Annotated in this window: 15 protein-coding genes; 14 read left to right on the top strand and 1 reads right to left on the bottom strand. The window is 45.4% G+C overall.

What is annotated here, in order from left to right:
- Positions 1-9 precede the first annotated feature (9 nt).
- From hisH to CLV59_RS28845, 8 genes are all read left to right on the top strand, one after another.
- Positions 10-603 (top strand): imidazole glycerol phosphate synthase subunit HisH, encoded by a 594-nt coding sequence (gene hisH, locus CLV59_RS01990; RefSeq protein ID WP_111590319.1) that lies wholly within the window; start codon positions 10-12, stop codon positions 601-603.
- 4 nt (positions 604-607) lie between these two features.
- Positions 608-1,750 carry a 1-(5-phosphoribosyl)-5-[(5-phosphoribosylamino)methylideneamino]imidazole-4-carboxamide isomerase gene (hisA, locus tag CLV59_RS01995; RefSeq protein WP_111590320.1) on the top strand — a complete coding sequence of 381 codons (1,143 nt, stop codon included), beginning with the start codon at positions 608-610 and terminating at the stop codon, positions 1,748-1,750.
- A gap of 10 nt (positions 1,751-1,760) precedes the next feature.
- On the top strand, positions 1,761-2,516 hold the full coding sequence (gene hisF, locus CLV59_RS02000; RefSeq protein ID WP_111590321.1) for an imidazole glycerol phosphate synthase subunit HisF: 756 nt from the start codon (positions 1,761-1,763) through the stop codon (positions 2,514-2,516).
- A gap of 20 nt (positions 2,517-2,536) precedes the next feature.
- The gene (gene hisIE, locus CLV59_RS02005; RefSeq protein WP_111590322.1) at positions 2,537-3,130 is read left to right on the top strand and encodes a bifunctional phosphoribosyl-AMP cyclohydrolase/phosphoribosyl-ATP diphosphatase HisIE; all 594 of its coding nucleotides are present in this window, start codon (positions 2,537-2,539) and stop codon (positions 3,128-3,130) included.
- A 24-nt stretch (positions 3,131-3,154) separates the two neighbouring features.
- The gene (locus CLV59_RS02010; RefSeq protein WP_111590323.1) at positions 3,155-4,240 is read left to right on the top strand and encodes a TlpA disulfide reductase family protein; all 1,086 of its coding nucleotides are present in this window, start codon (positions 3,155-3,157) and stop codon (positions 4,238-4,240) included.
- Positions 4,241-4,311: 71 nt separating this feature from the next.
- The gene (locus CLV59_RS02015; protein WP_111590324.1) at positions 4,312-5,448 is read left to right on the top strand and encodes a TlpA disulfide reductase family protein; all 1,137 of its coding nucleotides are present in this window, start codon (positions 4,312-4,314) and stop codon (positions 5,446-5,448) included.
- Between the two features lie 154 nt (positions 5,449-5,602).
- On the top strand, positions 5,603-5,965 hold the full coding sequence (locus tag CLV59_RS02020) for a BlaI/MecI/CopY family transcriptional regulator (protein WP_111590325.1): 363 nt from the start codon (positions 5,603-5,605) through the stop codon (positions 5,963-5,965).
- Between the two features lie 16 nt (positions 5,966-5,981).
- Entirely contained in the window at positions 5,982-7,550 is a 1,569-nt protein-coding gene (locus tag CLV59_RS28845; RefSeq protein WP_170137624.1) for a M56 family metallopeptidase, read from the top strand.
- 138 nt (positions 7,551-7,688) lie between these two features.
- Here CLV59_RS28845 and CLV59_RS02030 read toward each other — a convergent pair whose 3' ends face one another.
- Positions 7,689-8,741 carry a formylglycine-generating enzyme family protein gene (locus tag CLV59_RS02030; protein WP_111590326.1) on the bottom strand — a complete coding sequence of 351 codons (1,053 nt, stop codon included), beginning with the start codon at positions 8,739-8,741 and terminating at the stop codon, positions 7,689-7,691.
- Positions 8,742-8,903: 162 nt separating this feature from the next.
- On the opposite strand from CLV59_RS02030, the gene CLV59_RS02035 reads away from it, so the two are divergent.
- The 6 genes from CLV59_RS02035 to CLV59_RS02060 all read left to right on the top strand — a co-directional run bounded on the left by CLV59_RS02035 (position 8,904) and on the right by CLV59_RS02060 (position 16,635).
- On the top strand, positions 8,904-10,301 hold the full coding sequence (locus CLV59_RS02035; protein WP_245950738.1) for a GH1 family beta-glucosidase: 1,398 nt from the start codon (positions 8,904-8,906) through the stop codon (positions 10,299-10,301).
- Positions 10,302-10,501: 200 nt separating this feature from the next.
- Positions 10,502-11,110 (top strand): RNA polymerase sigma factor, encoded by a 609-nt coding sequence (locus CLV59_RS02040; RefSeq protein WP_111590327.1) that lies wholly within the window; start codon positions 10,502-10,504, stop codon positions 11,108-11,110.
- The gene (locus tag CLV59_RS02045) at positions 11,103-11,816 is read left to right on the top strand and encodes a tetratricopeptide repeat protein (protein ID WP_111590328.1); all 714 of its coding nucleotides are present in this window, start codon (positions 11,103-11,105) and stop codon (positions 11,814-11,816) included. The genes CLV59_RS02040 and CLV59_RS02045 overlap by 8 nt, the downstream gene beginning before the upstream one ends.
- A 2-nt stretch (positions 11,817-11,818) precedes the next feature.
- On the top strand, positions 11,819-13,246 hold the full coding sequence (locus CLV59_RS02050) for a S8 family serine peptidase (RefSeq protein ID WP_111590329.1): 1,428 nt from the start codon (positions 11,819-11,821) through the stop codon (positions 13,244-13,246).
- 4 nt (positions 13,247-13,250) lie between these two features.
- Positions 13,251-16,025 (top strand): CHAT domain-containing protein, encoded by a 2,775-nt coding sequence (locus tag CLV59_RS02055; protein ID WP_111590330.1) that lies wholly within the window; start codon positions 13,251-13,253, stop codon positions 16,023-16,025.
- Between the two features lie 76 nt (positions 16,026-16,101).
- Positions 16,102-16,635 carry a hypothetical protein gene (locus tag CLV59_RS02060; protein ID WP_111590331.1) on the top strand — a complete coding sequence of 178 codons (534 nt, stop codon included), beginning with the start codon at positions 16,102-16,104 and terminating at the stop codon, positions 16,633-16,635.
- The last annotated feature ends 21 nt before the right edge of the window (positions 16,636-16,656 follow it).

The raw sequence follows: 16,656 nt of genomic DNA on the forward strand, positions 1-16,656 counted from the left end.
AGTTCAATTATGAAAACAGTAATTGTAAAATACAACGCCGGAAATATACGCTCAGTGCAGTTTGCACTGGAGCGTATAGGCGTTAACGGTATCGTAACGGATGATGAAACAGAAATCCGTTCCGCAGATAAAGTAATTTTCCCTGGCGTAGGCGAAGCCAGCACTGCCATGCAATACTTAAAAGAACGTAAGCTGGATCAGGTAATCAAAAATCTGAAACAGCCGGTACTGGGTATCTGTCTGGGTATGCAGCTGATGTGCAGCCACTCCGAGGAAAATGATACGCCTTGCATGGGCATCTTCGAGACCCCTGTAAAGAAGTTTACTTCCCCTGTGGAAAACCTGCTGAAGATACCGCAGATTGGCTGGAATAACATTACCAACCTGCATAGCGTACTCTTTGAACATGTTCCTGAAAACAGTTACATGTATTTTGTACATAGTTACTACGCAGCATTAGGGGCAGACACGGTGGCCATTACCAACTACGTTATCAATTACAGCTCCGCACTGCAAAAGGATAATTTCTATGCGGTACAGTTTCACCCGGAGAAATCTGCGGAAGCCGGCGCCCGTATCATCGAGAACTTTTTGAATATATAAACAAATGAATATACAACGCATCAGTGCAGAGGATACCTTACAGCTGCGACGGGATGTACTTTATCCCAATGAATCGCTGGCAGCCGTAATGGTGGAAGGAGATGATGACGGACTTCATTTTGGCGTCTATGAAGGAACACAACTGGTAACAGTTGTTTCGTTGTTTATAAAAGGACCTGAAGCCCAGTTCAGAAAACTGGCTACACTTCCCGCCTGTCAGGGACGTGGTTACGCTAAAGCCATCCTTGCACATGTATCCGATATCTGCCTGCATCACGGCGTGAAAACACTTTGGTGTCATGCAAGAGAGTCGGCCGCTACTTTTTATAACCGACTTGGCTATTCCAAGGTGGGGGATTATTTCACAAAAAATGGGATCGTATTTGTGAAAATGCAGATTCCACTGGCAGTTAAAATCATGAAGTCAACTATAGAAATTATTCCTGCAATTGATATCATCGACGGTAAATGCGTGCGCCTTACACAAGGCGATTACAGTCAACAGAAAGTATATAATGAACATCCACTGGAAGTAGCGCTGGAGTTTGAAGCCATTGGCGTAAAACGTTTGCATCTGGTAGACCTGGATGGCGCTAAGAAAGGAGCGGTTGTAAACTGGAAAGTACTGGAAGCAATTGCCGGAAAAACCTCGCTGATCACTGATTTTGGCGGCGGTATCAAAACGGATAAAGATTTACAGATCGTATTCGAATCAGGCGCCTCCCTTGCCACTATTGGCAGCGTAGCGGCCAAACAGCCAGAACTGTTTACCAGTTGGGTGAAACAGTATGGACAGGAAAAAATATTCCTGGGCGCTGATGTGAAAGACGAAAAGATCGCAGTAGGCGGTTGGTTAGAGACAACCACGCTATCAGTATACGACTTCCTGGAACAACATATCGCCAATGGCGTACAAAATATTTTCTGTACAGATATTGCGAAAGACGGACTGCTACAAGGTCCTAGCCTGGATCTCTACAAAAAAATCCTGGAACAATTCCAGCACATTAATTTTGTGGCGAGCGGAGGTGTCAGCAATATCGCTGATGTAGTGGCACTACAGGAAATTGGCTGTAGTGGCGTAATTATCGGTAAAGCTATTTATGAGGGTAAAATCTCTATGGCTGAATTAAAACCATTCCTCTAAATTTAATAGTATGCTCACCAAACGAATTATACCTTGCCTGGATATCAAAGACGGCAGAACCGTTAAGGGCATTAACTTTGAGAATATCCGCGATGCCGGCGACCCTATTGAACTGGGAGCGCTGTATGCATCTCAGGGCGCCGATGAACTGGTGTTCCTGGATATTACCGCTACCAACGAACGCCGGAAAACATTGTCGGCACTCGTAACAGAAATTGCCCGTCATGTGAATATTCCTTTCACCGTTGGCGGAGGCATCTCCTCTGTGGAAGATGTAAGTGTACTGCTGCAATCTGGAGCGGACAAAATCTCCGTAAATACCTCTGCATTTAAGAATCCAGTACTGATAGACCATCTGGCCAGAGAATTTGGTAGTCAGTGTATCGTGCTGGCCATCGATACCCGCTATGAAGAAGGTGATTGGTACGTATACCTGAACGGAGGTCGTGTGAAGACAGATATCAAAGCGTATGACTGGGCTAAAGAAGCTGTAAACAGAGGCGCAGGTGAGATCTTACTCACTTCCATGAATAATGATGGTACTAAGAAAGGATTTGCACTGGACATCACCGGCCAGTTGTCGCAAAATCTGAATGTACCCGTGATTGCTTCCGGTGGCGCCGGCACGATGGAACATTTTGTGGATGTTTTTGAGAATGCCCAGGCAGACGCGGCTTTGGCAGCCAGCATTTTCCACTATAAGGAAATTGAAATCCCTGCACTGAAGAATTTCCTCTATCAGAAAGGGGTGAATATGAGATTTTAACAAGACGAAATACAATATTTATGCAGATAGACTTTCAGAAATCAGCAGATGGCCTGGTACCGGCTATTATACAGGATGCAGCTACGCAGAAAGTGCTGATGCTGGGATATATGAACCAGGAAGCCCTGGAAAAAACACTCAACGAGAAAAAAGTGACTTTCTTTAGTCGCTCCAAACAACGTTTATGGACAAAAGGAGAAGAAAGCGGTAATTTCCTTTTCCTCCAGGATATCAAGGTAGATTGTGATGCAGATACACTGTTGATCAAAGCCAATCCGGTAGGTCCTGTTTGCCATACCGGCGCAGATACCTGCTGGGAGGAGAAAAATATCAGTAACGACTTCCTGTATGAACTGGAAGGGATCATCACAGACCGTATCAATAATCCTACGGAAAACTCCTATACCGCCAAGTTATTTGCTCGTGGTATTAACAAAATGGCGCAAAAAGTAGGAGAAGAAGCGGTGGAAGTAGTCATTGAAGCGAAAGATGACAACAATGAATTATTTTTGAACGAATCGGCCGATTTGCTGTTTCACTATCTCATCCTGCTGCAAGCAAAAGGATTTACGCTCAGTGATGTAATTTCGGTGCTGAAGCAAAGGCATAAATAGGTATATTTATTAAAATTTTAATTTATGAAACGATTTCTGTTGTTAGTGGGAACGGTATTGCTTACTGGTGCAGTATATGCTCAGGAAGTGGTATCCGGTGTGATTAAGGGAGGTACCGGAAAATATCTTTATTTGTTTGACGATAATGACAATAGCCCGGATGATTCAGTACTGATTAAGAATGATCAGTTCAGTTTTAAAATAAAATCGCCTAAGCAGCCATCTATTTACGCCCTCATTCTCAAGGATGTGGAGTATCCAATGTTGTTTGTCAGCGGAGAAGGTCCGGTACATTATGTAACAACAGCCACCACGTTTCCTATTGCCAGCGAAGTAAAGGCTGGTCAGAATACCCGGGATATGCAGACTTACCAGAAGGCTTTTGAGCCCCTGATTAAGCAGGCAGCAACCCTTAATAAAGAAGCCAGCGCCATCAACGGGACAGACGAACCTGCAAAAGCCGCCTTCCGTCAGAAAGTGGAGGTTTTCAGTAAAGAAGTGATTGAAGTAGGTACTAATTACGTAAAAGCCCATCCGAAAAGCATTGCCAGCGTTTGGCTGATGCTGAATGAACTTCGTAACAGGGTACAACCGGATACTTTCAAAGAGCTTTTTACCGGACTAGATAAGACCGTCCAAAATAGCAAATATGGAGAAATGGCTACCGCCTATATAAAAAGTGCCTACAGAAATGCAGTGGGCGTAACGGCGGAAGATTTTGTACAGGAAGACGTGAAAGGTACGCTGGTAAAGCTTTCTTCTTACAAAGGAAAATATGTACTGGTAGATTTCTGGGCTAGCTGGTGTGGGCCTTGCCGTCAGGAGAATCCTAACGTAGTAAAAGCTTATAATAAGTATAAAGATAAGAATTTCACCATATTAGGCGTGTCCCTGGATGAGAATAAGGACCGTTGGTTGGGCGCTATCACGCAGGATGGACTGGCATGGACCCAGGTATCCGATTTGAAAGGCTGGGGGAATGAAGTGGCCGTACAGTATGGTATTCAATCTATTCCGTCCAACTTCCTGGTGGACCCTAATGGGAAGATCATTGCACGCAACCTTAGAGGAGAAGCATTAGAAGCCAAACTGGCAGAACTGCTGCAATAGCCGTTTATCAATTTCAGGTTGATTTTCCCCGCCTGTTTGAGCAAATTTGTTATTCGTAAAAATAAAAACCAATGAAAAAATTAATTGTAAGCGCCGCTTTGTTAATGCCGGCCTTATTGTTTGCCCAGGATAAAAAGACTGTTACCGGAAAACCTTTCACCATTCAGGGAACTGTTGCCAACCAAAAGACCCCGGCAAAAGTATTTTTAAGAATGCGTAAAGGTGGTGAATCGTATATCGACAGCACTCTTACGAAAGATGGTAAATTCACTATCTCCGGCCTGATCGAAGAGCCAACAATGGCTGGTCTGATGCTTTCTCCTGAAGATGCAGGAAAATCAATGTCCATGCGTAAAGATATGCTGGCCATTTTCCTGGATAAAGGCACCACTACCGTAACTACTACAGATTCTATCAGCAAAGCTACTGTTACCGGTTCCAAAGCAAATGACGACTATAACAAACTGACAGAACAACTGAAAGGTGTAAACGCTGCAGGTAAATCCCTCCAGGCAGAATACCGCGAACTGGCACAGAAACAAGATAAAGAAGGTATCAAAGCCCTCGAAGCAAGATTTGATTCCCTCGACGCTGAAGAAAAGAAAATCGAAAAAGAATTCTACTTCGCAAATCAAGGTTCTCCTATCGCAATGTTCGTGCTGAACCAGGTAGCAGGTTATGACCTGGACCCTAAAGCAATCGAACCACTGTACAAAAAACTCGATAAAGACGCTAAAAACAGCCCTTCTGGTAAAGAATTCGCTAAAAGACTGGAAGCTGCCCGCAAAACTGCCGTAGGTAGCCCTGCAATTGAATTTGCACAGGCAGATAGCACCGGTAAAAACGTAGCGCTGTCTTCTTTCCGTGGTAAATATGTACTGGTTGACTTCTGGGCCAGCTGGTGCGGACCTTGCCGCGCTGAAAATCCAAACGTGGTAAAAGCTTACGAGAAATTCAATCCTAAAGGATTCGAAATCCTCGGCGTTTCCCTGGATGATAAAAAAGAAAAATGGCAAGCTGCTATCTCCGCAGATAAACTCACCTGGACACACGTTTCCGACCTGAAAGGCTGGAAAAACACCGTAGCTGAAATGTACGGCGTACGCGCTATCCCGCAGAACGTACTGATTGATCCTAAAGGAAAAATCATCGCTAAAAACCTCCGTGGTGAAGATCTGGAAAAGAAACTGGCGGAATTACTGCCATAATCTTCCGAAATAATGCTTGTTTCATAAACATATCGGGCAGCCTTCAGGCTGCCCTTTTTGTTATCCCAGAAAAAAAATCTTTTAAAAAAATTTGGACAATTACGAAATGTTCGTAGATTTACGAAACATTCGTAGATGTAAAAAAAGTCACCTAATGGAAAAGCTAAGTCAGCAGGAAGAAACTGCTATGGTAGCAATTTGGAAAGTGGGTAAGGGGTTCGTGAAGGACTTCCTGGAAGTACATGCTTCCCCCGCTCCGCCATATACAACCCTGGCCTCCACTATTAAAAACCTGGAGAAAAAAGGTTACATCGAAAGCCGTAAAGTAGGTAACGTATATGAATATACGCCAGTAGTAGAGGAACAGAGTTACAAACAGAAGTATATGAACAGCTTCGTAAAAGACTACTTCGCCAATTCCTACAAGGAACTGGTGTCCTTCTTTGCGAAAGAGAAAAAGATAAGCCCTGATGAACTGAAAGAGATCATCAAGATGATTGAAAAAGACAACCATTAATGTAAAAATTCGCTTTATGGTTCCAGAACTGCTGATGTACCTGTTAAAGGCTAATGTGGCATTGATATTATGTTTTCTGGCTTACAGGGTGGGACTGCGCCGTCTGACCTTCTATACGCTCAACAGGGTATTCCTGTTGACAGGTATAGTAGTAGCTGCCATTTTCCCACTGATAGATATCAACCCATTTGTGGAAAAGCATGACCAGATTACACAGGTACTGGTATATATGCCCGACTGGCAGCGGCTCCGTCAATCGCCACAGTTCAACTACTGGAATGTACTCGTATATGCATTCTGGATAGGTGTAACGGTGATGACTATCCGTCTCCTGGTACAATTATTATCCATGTGGCGTATCCACAAAACAGCCGTTGACGGCCAGATTGAAGGCCAACAGGTGAAAGTACTGGCATCTTCCGTTAATCCGTTTTCATTCTTCCGTAATATATACATCAATCCAAAACTGCATCAACCGGAAGAACTACAGGATATCCTGCGCCATGAACAAGTACATGTACGCCAATGGCATAGTCTGGATGTATTGTTAGGAGAGATCAACAATATTTTTTACTGGTTCAATCCGGGCGCATGGCTGATGAAATCGGCCATCCGTGAGAACCTGGAATTTATTACAGACCGCTACCTGCTTCGCCAGGGAGTCGATAAAAAGAATTATCAGTACAATCTGCTAAAAATAAGTGGGATCCCATACGCGACGGCCATCGCAAACAACTTCAATTTCTCACACTTAAAAAACAGAATCATGATGATGAACAAAAAGAAATCATCAACTATTCAGGTAGTACGCTACCTGGTACTGGGTGCAATGGTAGGTGGTGTTGTTTTATCCCTTAATTACAGTAAAGCAGCCAGTTCTGCCCGGAGTTTCCTGCCATTCACGCACTCCGACACCAATCAGGTAACAAAAATTGTTACAGGACATCCAGCTGTGGCTGTCATCAAACCAGCAACAGGAGAACCTTACACCGTTACCGCTGACACCATCTCTTTCACAGAAAATGGTACAGCAAAGCTGTTTGTTACCTCTGCGGATAAAATCCACATCAAGAATGGTAACAATACCCCGCATACAACCAGTACCGCCACCTTTACCACTACTATGGGCGTCGATACTGCCACTCGGATTACCAAAGTAGTAAGCACAGATGCAGCTGGAAATATCCATGAGGAAACTAAAGAAGAAAGAGTAATTCCTAATGTAACAGGAGCAGGAAATGTAATAGCAGTAACAGCAACAGATATGGTGATGAAAGGCACAGCTGTGAAAGATTCTGCGGCGAAGATGAGGATAGTAGTCGGTACAGCTAATAAAACAAATGAAACTGCAAAAAAGACAACTGTTACTTTAGGTAAAGCCACTAAATCAAAAACAGATGTCTCCCAATGCCTGATATTAGTGAACGGTGCAGAAGTTCCATGGGAAACAGCGAGAGCACTTGATGCGGAAGACATAGAATCTGTACAGGTATTGAAAGATAATGCAGCGACTTCCATCTACGGTACAAAAGGTGAAAATGGAGTGATCCTGATCACTACCAAAGCCGGTAGTCACAAGAAATAAGAGATTGCTGAACGCTATTCTAAAGCAAGATAAAAGAGATAAAGACTATAATCTTCCGCTATACTACAGCAAGATTTACTATCATAAGCAATAGCTGAGGTCGCCCGAATTCTTTCGGGCGGCCACCTTTTCAAAAATCTATTTTACAGAACGGGCACATCTGAAGCCCAGATTAGCCAGTCCAGATTCCGGGGTTGTCTTCATCCTGGCAGAAGCCCTGTAACCACGGCAATATTCATCACTACACATAAAAGACCCGCCACGGATCACTCTTACAGGTTGCCCCGGCTGCTCCGGATCAAAAGCTTCCGCCGGCCCTTGCGGATTTACCGCCAACTGACCATCCTTGCCATAATAATTGGCATTATATAAATCAAAACACCATTCCCAGACATTCCCCGCCATATCATATAGCCCATAACCATTAGGCTTATACGATTTTACAGGCGCAGTACCCGTAAAACCATCAGTAGCAGTATTCTTATAGGGGAAATTCCCATTCCAGGTATTTGCCTTAGGCTGCCCAACTGTCAAGGCTTCCGTTCCCCATGGATAAGCCTGGTCTTTCAATCCGCCTCTGGATGCATACTCCCACTCCGCTTCCGTAGGAAGTCTTTTCCCTGCCCATTTCGCAAAAGCGGTAGCATCTTCCCAGGACACCTGGGTCACCGGATGATTTTCCCTTCCCTTAATATCACTGTCCGGCCCTTCCGGATGTTTCCAGTTGGCTCCGGCCACAAAGCTCCACCACTGCGATACATCGTTGAATGGCACCGCATGATCCGGCGGTGTGAAAACCAATGCACCTGCTGCCAGCATACTGCTGTCAGGTTCAGGAGAACCCGGCGGTAAACCCCGCATCAGTTCTTCTTTGGAAATAGGCTTTTCTGTAGTAGTGACATAGCCTGTTTGCGCCACAAACAGCCCAAACTCCGCATTGGTCACCTCATGCTCGTCCATGTAAAAACTATCCACTTTCACCTGATGCTTAGGATATTCATCTGGATTACCCGTATTATCATCCGCTCCCATGGCGAAAGTGCCGGCAGGAATCAAGACCATCTTATTCAATGTATCCGGCGAAACCGGCGCTGTAACTGTACCGGATGATTGTGGCGATTGCCCACAGCTGCCCATCGCCAGCATTCCGGAAAACAGACAGATTTTTACTATGTATTCAGATACCTTCATTGTAATAGCTCACTGTTTATCAATAGCTTCAAAAATAATAATAAAGAGACGCGTAGTACTCATTTTTTCTGTCAACCGCTCTATTGGGCGGATTAATGGAGGGCTTAACAATTTTATAATTAATTATTTACTTAAAGTGTTGTAAACTGCATACATATTTCAATGACACCGCTGGTGGCATATAATACGACCAGTTTGCATATGCAGGAATCTGCTATTCCTTTTACCCGCCAGGATTTCGGCGATGATTTCCTCTGGGGGGTGACTATATCCGCCTTTCAAAATGAAGGAGCCTTCCTCGAGGACGGCAAAGGCCCTTCTATCTGGGACACTTTCTCTGCCCGCAAAGGCAAGATCAAAGATCGCAGCCACGCTCAAATAGCTACCGACTTCTACAACCGCTTTCTTCAGGATATTCTGCTGGCAAAGATCCTGGGTTTTTCCGTTTTCCGGTTTTCTATTGCATGGTCGCGTATCCTGCCTACAGGCACAGGAGAAGTAAATCCCGCCGGCATCGCCTTTTATCACAGAGTAATAGATGCCTGTCTGGAAGTGGGCCTTGAACCTTATGTAACCCTGTACCACTGGGATCTGCCCCAGGCGCTGGAACAGAAAGGGGGATGGTGCCATCGTGGCGTGATATTCTACTTCGAAGAATTTACCCGTATTGTGGTGAAGGAATATGGTACAAAGGTGCAGAACTGGATCATCCTGAATGAACCTTTCGGGTTTACGGCATTAGGATACATGCTGGGGGTACATGCTCCCGGAAAATTTGGTCTGTCGTATTTCCTGCCCGCTGTTCATCATACGGTGCTGGCCCAGGCGGCTGCCGCAAGAGTGATCCGCGAAGAAAAACCAGATGCCTGCATTGGTACCACCTATTCCTGCTCCCAGATTATTCCATATACAGATCATCCCAACGACCTGAAAGCAGCCCGGCGTGCAGATGCCCTGTTTAACAGGTTGTTTATAGAACCCGCCTTGGGTATGGGCTACCCGGTGGACGACTTCCCTCTACTGAAGAAGATAGGTAAGCGCTACGCCTTGTGGCGGGATTGGGATAAAATGGCATTCGACTTCGATTTTATCGGGATTCAGAACTATTTTCCACTAGTCGTGAAACACAATCCTTTCATGCCTATTTTAGGGATGACTGAAGTAAAACCGCATGCCCGCAAAGTGCCCGTAACCGGATTAGGTTGGGAGGTTAACGGCAACGGGCTATACGAAATCCTGAAACAGTTTGCGGCCTATGATAAAGTCAAAAGAATCATCGTGACAGAAGGAGGGGCCTACTTTCCGGATGTAGTCCATGAAGATGGCGGCATTCATGATACCGAACGCGTAAATTATTTCAACGAGTATATCGGCGCTGTTTTAAAAGCCCGCCAGGAGGGTATTCCGGTGGATGGCTATTTTGCATGGACACTCACCGATAACTTTGAATGGGCAGAAGGATACAGGGCCCGGTTTGGACTGATTTACGTCAATTTTGAAACGCAACAACGCATTATAAAAGACTCTGGCTACTGGTTCAAACAATTGCTGACTCAATAGTAGCCTAATCGCCTGAAAATGAATATGGACCGCCGGGGTGGCGGTCCATTTCTTTTGGAGTTAACATACCGTATTCGGTTTTTGTCAGATTCTTTCCCTATACTTCCTTAGTCGGCTCATAATTCCCGAAGGGAAACATCCCCATTGAAATTTTTTTTATGTATTTTAGTCTGCGATAATTGTTTTGTTTAAGACCTCTTATGATACCGTCATCAGCATATAATGGCAGGGAAGATGAAATCCTTGCAGGCTTACAGATGGGGGGCCCCAGAAGACGTGCGTTTGAAGACCTGCTGTATTCCTCATATCAATATCTTATCCGGGAAGGAGAGCGGAAATATCAGCTATCCGGAGAGGATAGTGCCAGCGCCTATTCAGACGCTATTATCAGCGTCATCGATAATATTACCAATAGCAAGTTTGAGGGTCGGTCGTCTCTCAAAACTTATACTACCCAGATTTTTTTCAATAAATGTGTTGACCTCAAACGAAAAAGTACGACTACTAAAGAGAAGGTACATCATCAGACCTACGACCTGGACCCGCTAATACTGATGTTGCCGGATAATGCCAGGAATGTGGTACAACAGCTGATAGACAATAGTAACCGTAGCTTACTGCAAAGAAAACTACGGGAGCTCGGCGAAAAATGCCGGGAATTATTGCTGCTGTTTGAAGATGGTTATGCAGACAGAGAGATAGCCGCTATGCTGTCCTACAATTCTGCCGATGTAGTCAAGGTGAGCAGGCGTCGTTGTTTGGAAAAACTAAAAGAAAAAATGAAGTCATTTAAAATCGGTTATGAGTGAAGTGCTAGACTATATAGATGATTATTTCACTGGCGCAATGGCCCCGGAAGAACGCACTGTTTTTGAAAAACGCTGCGAAACAGACCAGGCATTTGCCCAGGAAGTAGCCTTTTATATCACTGCCAGGAGCGTCATCCGGGAAGAACTGCATTCAAACAAACAACAGGATTTTAAGCACTTAAAGGTTCCTCGCCCACGTATGCGCGCACTGTACCGCTATGTGGCTGCAGCAGCGGCTATTCTGCTGCTGGTAATGGCTGGCTGGTGGTTCTCCCAACGTACTGATACACCCCAAAAACTGGCTGCTGGCTATATCCAGGAACACCTGCTGCAAATCAGCACTACGATGAGTCCAGGTGCTGATAGTCTCCAAACCGGCATCAGTGCCTATAATAAGGGCGATTATCCCCTGGCAGAGCAGATTTTCCAGGCACTACTGGGAAATGAGCAACTAAAGCCGGATGCTTTGAAATATCTGGGAATTGTATATCTTGTGACCAAACGATATGATCTCGCAATAGACCGGTTTTCTCAGCTTACTGCATTGCCCCTGTATGCCAACCCCGGTCCGTTTTACAAAGCCCTGGCCCTGCTGAAACGCGGCGCCCCAAATGATGTACAGCAAGCAAAAGAACTGCTGCTGGAAGTGAAGAACAAACAGCTGCCAGGCTACAAATACGCTACAGATTGGCTAAATAAAATATAACCATGAAACGTCGTAACCTCCTGTTACTGTTGATAATCATTTTGATTATCCTGCTACTGCTATTATTACGTCACTGCAATTCCGGTGGCGATACTGGTAACAAACCTACCATTGATAGCCCTTATAAAATCCCGGATTACAGAAAAGACCAGGTAGTCATTTTCTTCAAACAACCTCCGAATGCTGCTATCATTAGCCGTATCAAACAAAGTATGGCTTCCTCTGGCATCGATACCTCAAAAATTACGGTGCAAAAATGTGCGAATTGCACAGATATGCAGATAGAATTATGGAATGCTCCTCATATGGATACTTACGCAGTATCCGAACCTGTAAAAGGCGGAAGCAGCTCCGGAAGCGGCTCCAATGGGGTAGGCGAGGATACCGCCCTATTCGCTCCTAACTTTATTGTCAGCACACCGCCAGAAGAATATCCTAATATGCCTTATGATAGTCTTGGCCGCAAACGTGCTATCCGCTTCCCTTCTAAAGCCGGTGCAGATACGGTGAAAGTGGCTATCCTGGATACCGGTATAGATGATCAGCTCATGGGCTATCAGCAACTCTTCTGGAAAAATCCGGACGAAACCCTTAACAACGCCGATGATGATCATAACTGCCTGAAAGATGATATCTATGGCTGGAACTTCGTTGACAATAATAATAACCTCCGCGACGACAGCAGAGATGGACACGGCACCCACATCGCGTTGTTTATCATCAATGAATTCCAGCGAGACCAAACCAACGCATTACAACTGATGATCCTGAAAACGCATAACAGCAAATCAGAAGGCGATATGTTTAATATCCTCTGCGCCATGAGCTATGCGGCCAACAAAGGAGCCAATGTGATTAATGCTTCCTGGGGTTATTACAGCCTGTTTAAACATGCTACGCCTTATTCCCAGATCGATTCCATCATAACGGCAGGACTGGCGGCAAGAGGTATCCTGTTTGTAACCGCTGCCGGCAACCGTATGGCTGCCCCAGACGATAGCGCTATGAAGGCCGGTATAACTGGAACGAACCTACGTAATCTGGATCTTCACTATTTCTATCCGGCTTGCCTCGGCGGATCAAATAATAATATCATCGTTGCCACTACCGTAAACGATAGTATGGTGAGTCCTACACAAAACTTCTCGCCTTTCTATGTAGATCTTGGCGTACTGGCAGATGAAGAGGAAGGCGGTTTCCTCAAATTCAAAGTGCCTTACACACTGGGAACGCCACAATATGTTTCAGGCTCCTCTTATGCCACCGCTATCGTGACCGGACGTATTGCCGCTACCTGCAAGAAAAATGCATATACAGCGCCATTGCGTAAAAGCAATTTCCTGCAAACGGCCGGCTTAGATATTAAAGGGTCCGCCAAACTCGATCAAAACAAACAAGTAAACGGAGGAAAATATATTATTCATAATTAGCCCAATGTCCTCGGTACAATTGTCAGTATTCTTCCACTATCTTTTCCGCAGGCAGCTGATATTATTCAGCTGCCTGATGGCGTTTGGCTATACGCAAGGCCAATGCCCACCCAAATCTATGCTGATGGACAGTGTGATTGCGGTAGAGCAGAACAGTAGTCCCAATCCCGAGAAACTGGCACAGCTGCAAAAACTACTGCAATTGCAGCGCACCTGTTATCCTGAAAAAGATAGTATCTACGCCCGCATCATGCATCGAATGGGAAATATATATCACCTGATGCGCGTATGGAATAACGCTATTGCATATACGAAAGAAGCAATTGCTGTGAATCGGCACGCAAAAGCAAAACAAGAAACTTTCCTGGTAAACAGCTATTTTAATCTGGGCCTCTTCTATAATAAGTTGCAACTATATCCTGAGTCCTATCACTATTTCGATAGCTGCATTCTACTGGGAATAAAATATCCGGAGAAGACCAACATCGCGCTGATGGCCTTCGAAACGAAAGCATTTACCCTGTATGGTAATGCAGACTACCAACAGGCAAGGGAAGTAGCTGAACTCGGCGTAAGAGTAGCGCACAGTGCCGGCGATACGGTGTCGGAAGCGGCATTACTGGCGCAAAAAGCGCAATCCATGCTGGCCCTGGAAGATACCGCAGCAGGATCGGTTATCAGGAGAGCGGTAGCCTTGATGCCAAAGAATGCCCCCATAGAACATCGTATTTCTCTCTATGCCGTGTATGCTGGCATTCTTGCCAAAGAGAAGCATATCGCTGAAGCGATAAAATGGTATCGCGCAGCTATTCAACAAAATAGTCAGCTCCAGCGATGGGATCAATGTGCCCGTAGTATCCTTGACCTGGGAAACTGTTACGCGGAAGAATTAAAGAACCCACAACAGGCCATGCGCTGCTATCGGGAGGGAATTGAGTTTGCTCGTAAATCCGGAGATGCCTACACATTGGCAGGGGTGTATAACAATATTGGTTCTGCCTACTGGCATCTGAAAGATTATCCACATGCACTGGAAAATTACCAGGCGGGCCTGAATATATTGCCGGTTCATTTTACAGATACTGCTATTGCCAGTAATCCCAACTATGAAATGTTACGCAGCGTATCGAATGATTATTTCGTGTATACGTTGCTGAGTAATAAAGCAGAATCTTTGTTGGATCTGTATAAAACCACTCATAACAGAAAAATATTGTTGGCTGCCCTGCATACCTATCTGGTGGCGGATCAACAGGTAGATCTGATGAGAAGAAAACAGTACGGGGAATCTACGCAGTTGTATTGGCGGGATCGTACACGCAAGATGTATGCGCAGGCGATTGAAGTCTGCTACCTCCTGCAGGATGCCTTCTCCGCATGCCATTTCTTTGAAAAAAGCAGGGCGGTATTACTAAATGATAAACTGAATGAGCTGGGTGCAAAAAAATATTTGCCTGCGGCAGATGCGGAGCAGGAGCAACAGCTACGCATACACGAAACTACATTGCGGCAGCAGCTCGAATCCTTGACGCCGGAAAGCCCTGAATATCGCCAGGTGGCGCATCAGCTCTTTGATGCGAGAAGCGCGCTGGAACGATATATCTCCAACCTGGAAGTCTCGCACCCCGGATACTTCAGTTACAAATATGATACAACAGGTATCAGACCCGGAGATATCCGGAAATACTTGCTACAGGCGGGAGAGTCCATGGTGAGCTATTTTCTGACAGACAGTAATGCATATGTACTGACGGTTTCTCCGCAAGGAGAACGACTGGATCGATTTGCATGCAACCGGCATGAGCTGGAAGCCTTGCAGCGCCTGTTGGCACAACGTACAATGACGGCGGCCGACTATCACCAATACACAACATTGTCCTGGAAAATTTACCGGCAATTGTTTGCGCCGTTGCAGCTCAGGCAGGGGAGTGTGATCGTTTCTCCGGATGAATTCTTCCTGCCACTGGACGCTTTACATACAGATACTACTCAACGGAATAGTTTGCTGGTGCGGCAATATGCATTCAGTTATGTGTATTCTGCCCGTTCCCTCATCAAACGTTCGCGTATACATAACGGTGCGCCTTATGATTTCCTGGGTGTTGCGCCGGTGAATTACGCAGCTGAAATGCAGGCGCAACCGTTGTTGGGAGCTGATAGGTCGGTGGATAATATTCGTGGCGATTATCATGGCGCCCGGATTTTATCAGGTGTAAAGGCTACGAGGAAAAATTTCCTGGAACAGTTGCCACGCAGTAGTGTGGTGCAGTTGTATACCCATGCGAGTGCAGGAACGGAGCAAGGAGAGCCGGTATTGTATCTTGCAGATGCGACGATACGTTTGCCTGAAATTAAGTTGTTGGAAGACACGGTTACGTCGTTGATAATTTTGTCTTCCTGTGAATCGGGCGCTGGGCGCCTGGCCCAGGGAGAAGGCGTATTGAGCCTTGCCAGAGGCTTCACCCTCACAGGTATTCCTGCGGTTATTACGGCCCTCTGGCAGATCGATAATGCGGCTACTTATGAATTGACAGAAGACCTGCATGCCGCACTGGCAAAGGGCATACGTAAAGATATCGCCTTACAGCAGGCGAAATTGAAATACCTGGAAAATAATGATATAGACAGACAACTGCCCTATTACTGGGCCGCTTCTGTACTGATAGGGGATACAGCCCCTGTGCCTGTTGCCGAAAGTACCGGAATAGCATGGTGGTGGCTGCTGGCAGGAACAGTATTGTTGATAGGCGTCATCTTTATTTTGAAAAAAGTTTTGTAAAAGTGTTTCCCGGATTATTTCGTAACGCGACTAAATCTGTAGTGAAAGATTTTTCTAACTCCAAAATATTCATGCCATGTCAAATAATATCAATACTGTCAAGGATCAACTGGCGGAAATCACTGCCAGAGCTGCCAATGGAGGCGCCTTTTATCCTAATCCTGATGATCCTAATCCATGGCCATGGCCTATTGGACCGATTGTACGCGAGGCCTGGAAAGTGAGCCTGCTGGATATTATTGCGCGTCGTTATCCTGAGATTCATGATTATATCCATGGTGGCGGCCCGATTTGGAATAAAGCAGTCAATAAAGAAATATTTGCTCGCGCTATAGCGAAAGAAACTGTCTCCAATGCTTTGAACATTGCCTACACTGCAGGGGGGAAAGCCGAAGCTGCCGCGAAATATGTGGAGGATGTAACGGACGAATTATGTCCGCGTCAACCCAAATTCCCACGTCCTCATCATTTTGATGCACTGGAACAATTTATTATTGGCCAGGAGTTCAGGAATGCTGCGGCGGCTATCGAAAACGGCGCATTAAAGTCGACCTTGCAAAATGCGGCTGGTAGGCTATTTAACGCAGCTACCAGCAATGATGCGGGTTAATCACCATCCCCATTAACAAAA

The sequence above is a fragment of the Chitinophaga dinghuensis genome, assembly GCF_003259435.1.
GTDB classification, from domain to species: domain Bacteria; phylum Bacteroidota; class Bacteroidia; order Chitinophagales; family Chitinophagaceae; genus Chitinophaga; species Chitinophaga dinghuensis.

Coding starts and splice junctions, on each gene's coding strand:
- CLV59_RS02015 (WP_111590324.1), top strand. CDS start 4,312: ATGAAAAAATTAATTGTAAGCGCCGCTTTGTTAATGCCGGCCTTATTG.
- CLV59_RS02035 (WP_245950738.1), top strand. CDS start 8,904: ATGACACCGCTGGTGGCATATAATACGACCAGTTTGCATATGCAGGAA.
- hisH (WP_111590319.1), top strand. CDS start 10: ATGAAAACAGTAATTGTAAAATACAACGCCGGAAATATACGCTCAGTG.
- CLV59_RS02030 (WP_111590326.1), bottom strand. CDS start 8,741: ATGAAGGTATCTGAATACATAGTAAAAATCTGTCTGTTTTCCGGAATG.
- CLV59_RS28845 (WP_170137624.1), top strand. CDS start 5,982: ATGGTTCCAGAACTGCTGATGTACCTGTTAAAGGCTAATGTGGCATTG.
- hisA (WP_111590320.1), top strand. CDS start 608: ATGAATATACAACGCATCAGTGCAGAGGATACCTTACAGCTGCGACGG.
- CLV59_RS02045 (WP_111590328.1), top strand. CDS start 11,103: ATGAGTGAAGTGCTAGACTATATAGATGATTATTTCACTGGCGCAATG.
- CLV59_RS02055 (WP_111590330.1), top strand. CDS start 13,251: ATGTCCTCGGTACAATTGTCAGTATTCTTCCACTATCTTTTCCGCAGG.
- CLV59_RS02020 (WP_111590325.1), top strand. CDS start 5,603: ATGGAAAAGCTAAGTCAGCAGGAAGAAACTGCTATGGTAGCAATTTGG.
- CLV59_RS02050 (WP_111590329.1), top strand. CDS start 11,819: ATGAAACGTCGTAACCTCCTGTTACTGTTGATAATCATTTTGATTATC.
- CLV59_RS02060 (WP_111590331.1), top strand. CDS start 16,102: ATGTCAAATAATATCAATACTGTCAAGGATCAACTGGCGGAAATCACT.
- CLV59_RS02010 (WP_111590323.1), top strand. CDS start 3,155: ATGAAACGATTTCTGTTGTTAGTGGGAACGGTATTGCTTACTGGTGCA.
- hisIE (WP_111590322.1), top strand. CDS start 2,537: ATGCAGATAGACTTTCAGAAATCAGCAGATGGCCTGGTACCGGCTATT.
- CLV59_RS02040 (WP_111590327.1), top strand. CDS start 10,502: ATGATACCGTCATCAGCATATAATGGCAGGGAAGATGAAATCCTTGCA.
- hisF (WP_111590321.1), top strand. CDS start 1,761: ATGCTCACCAAACGAATTATACCTTGCCTGGATATCAAAGACGGCAGA.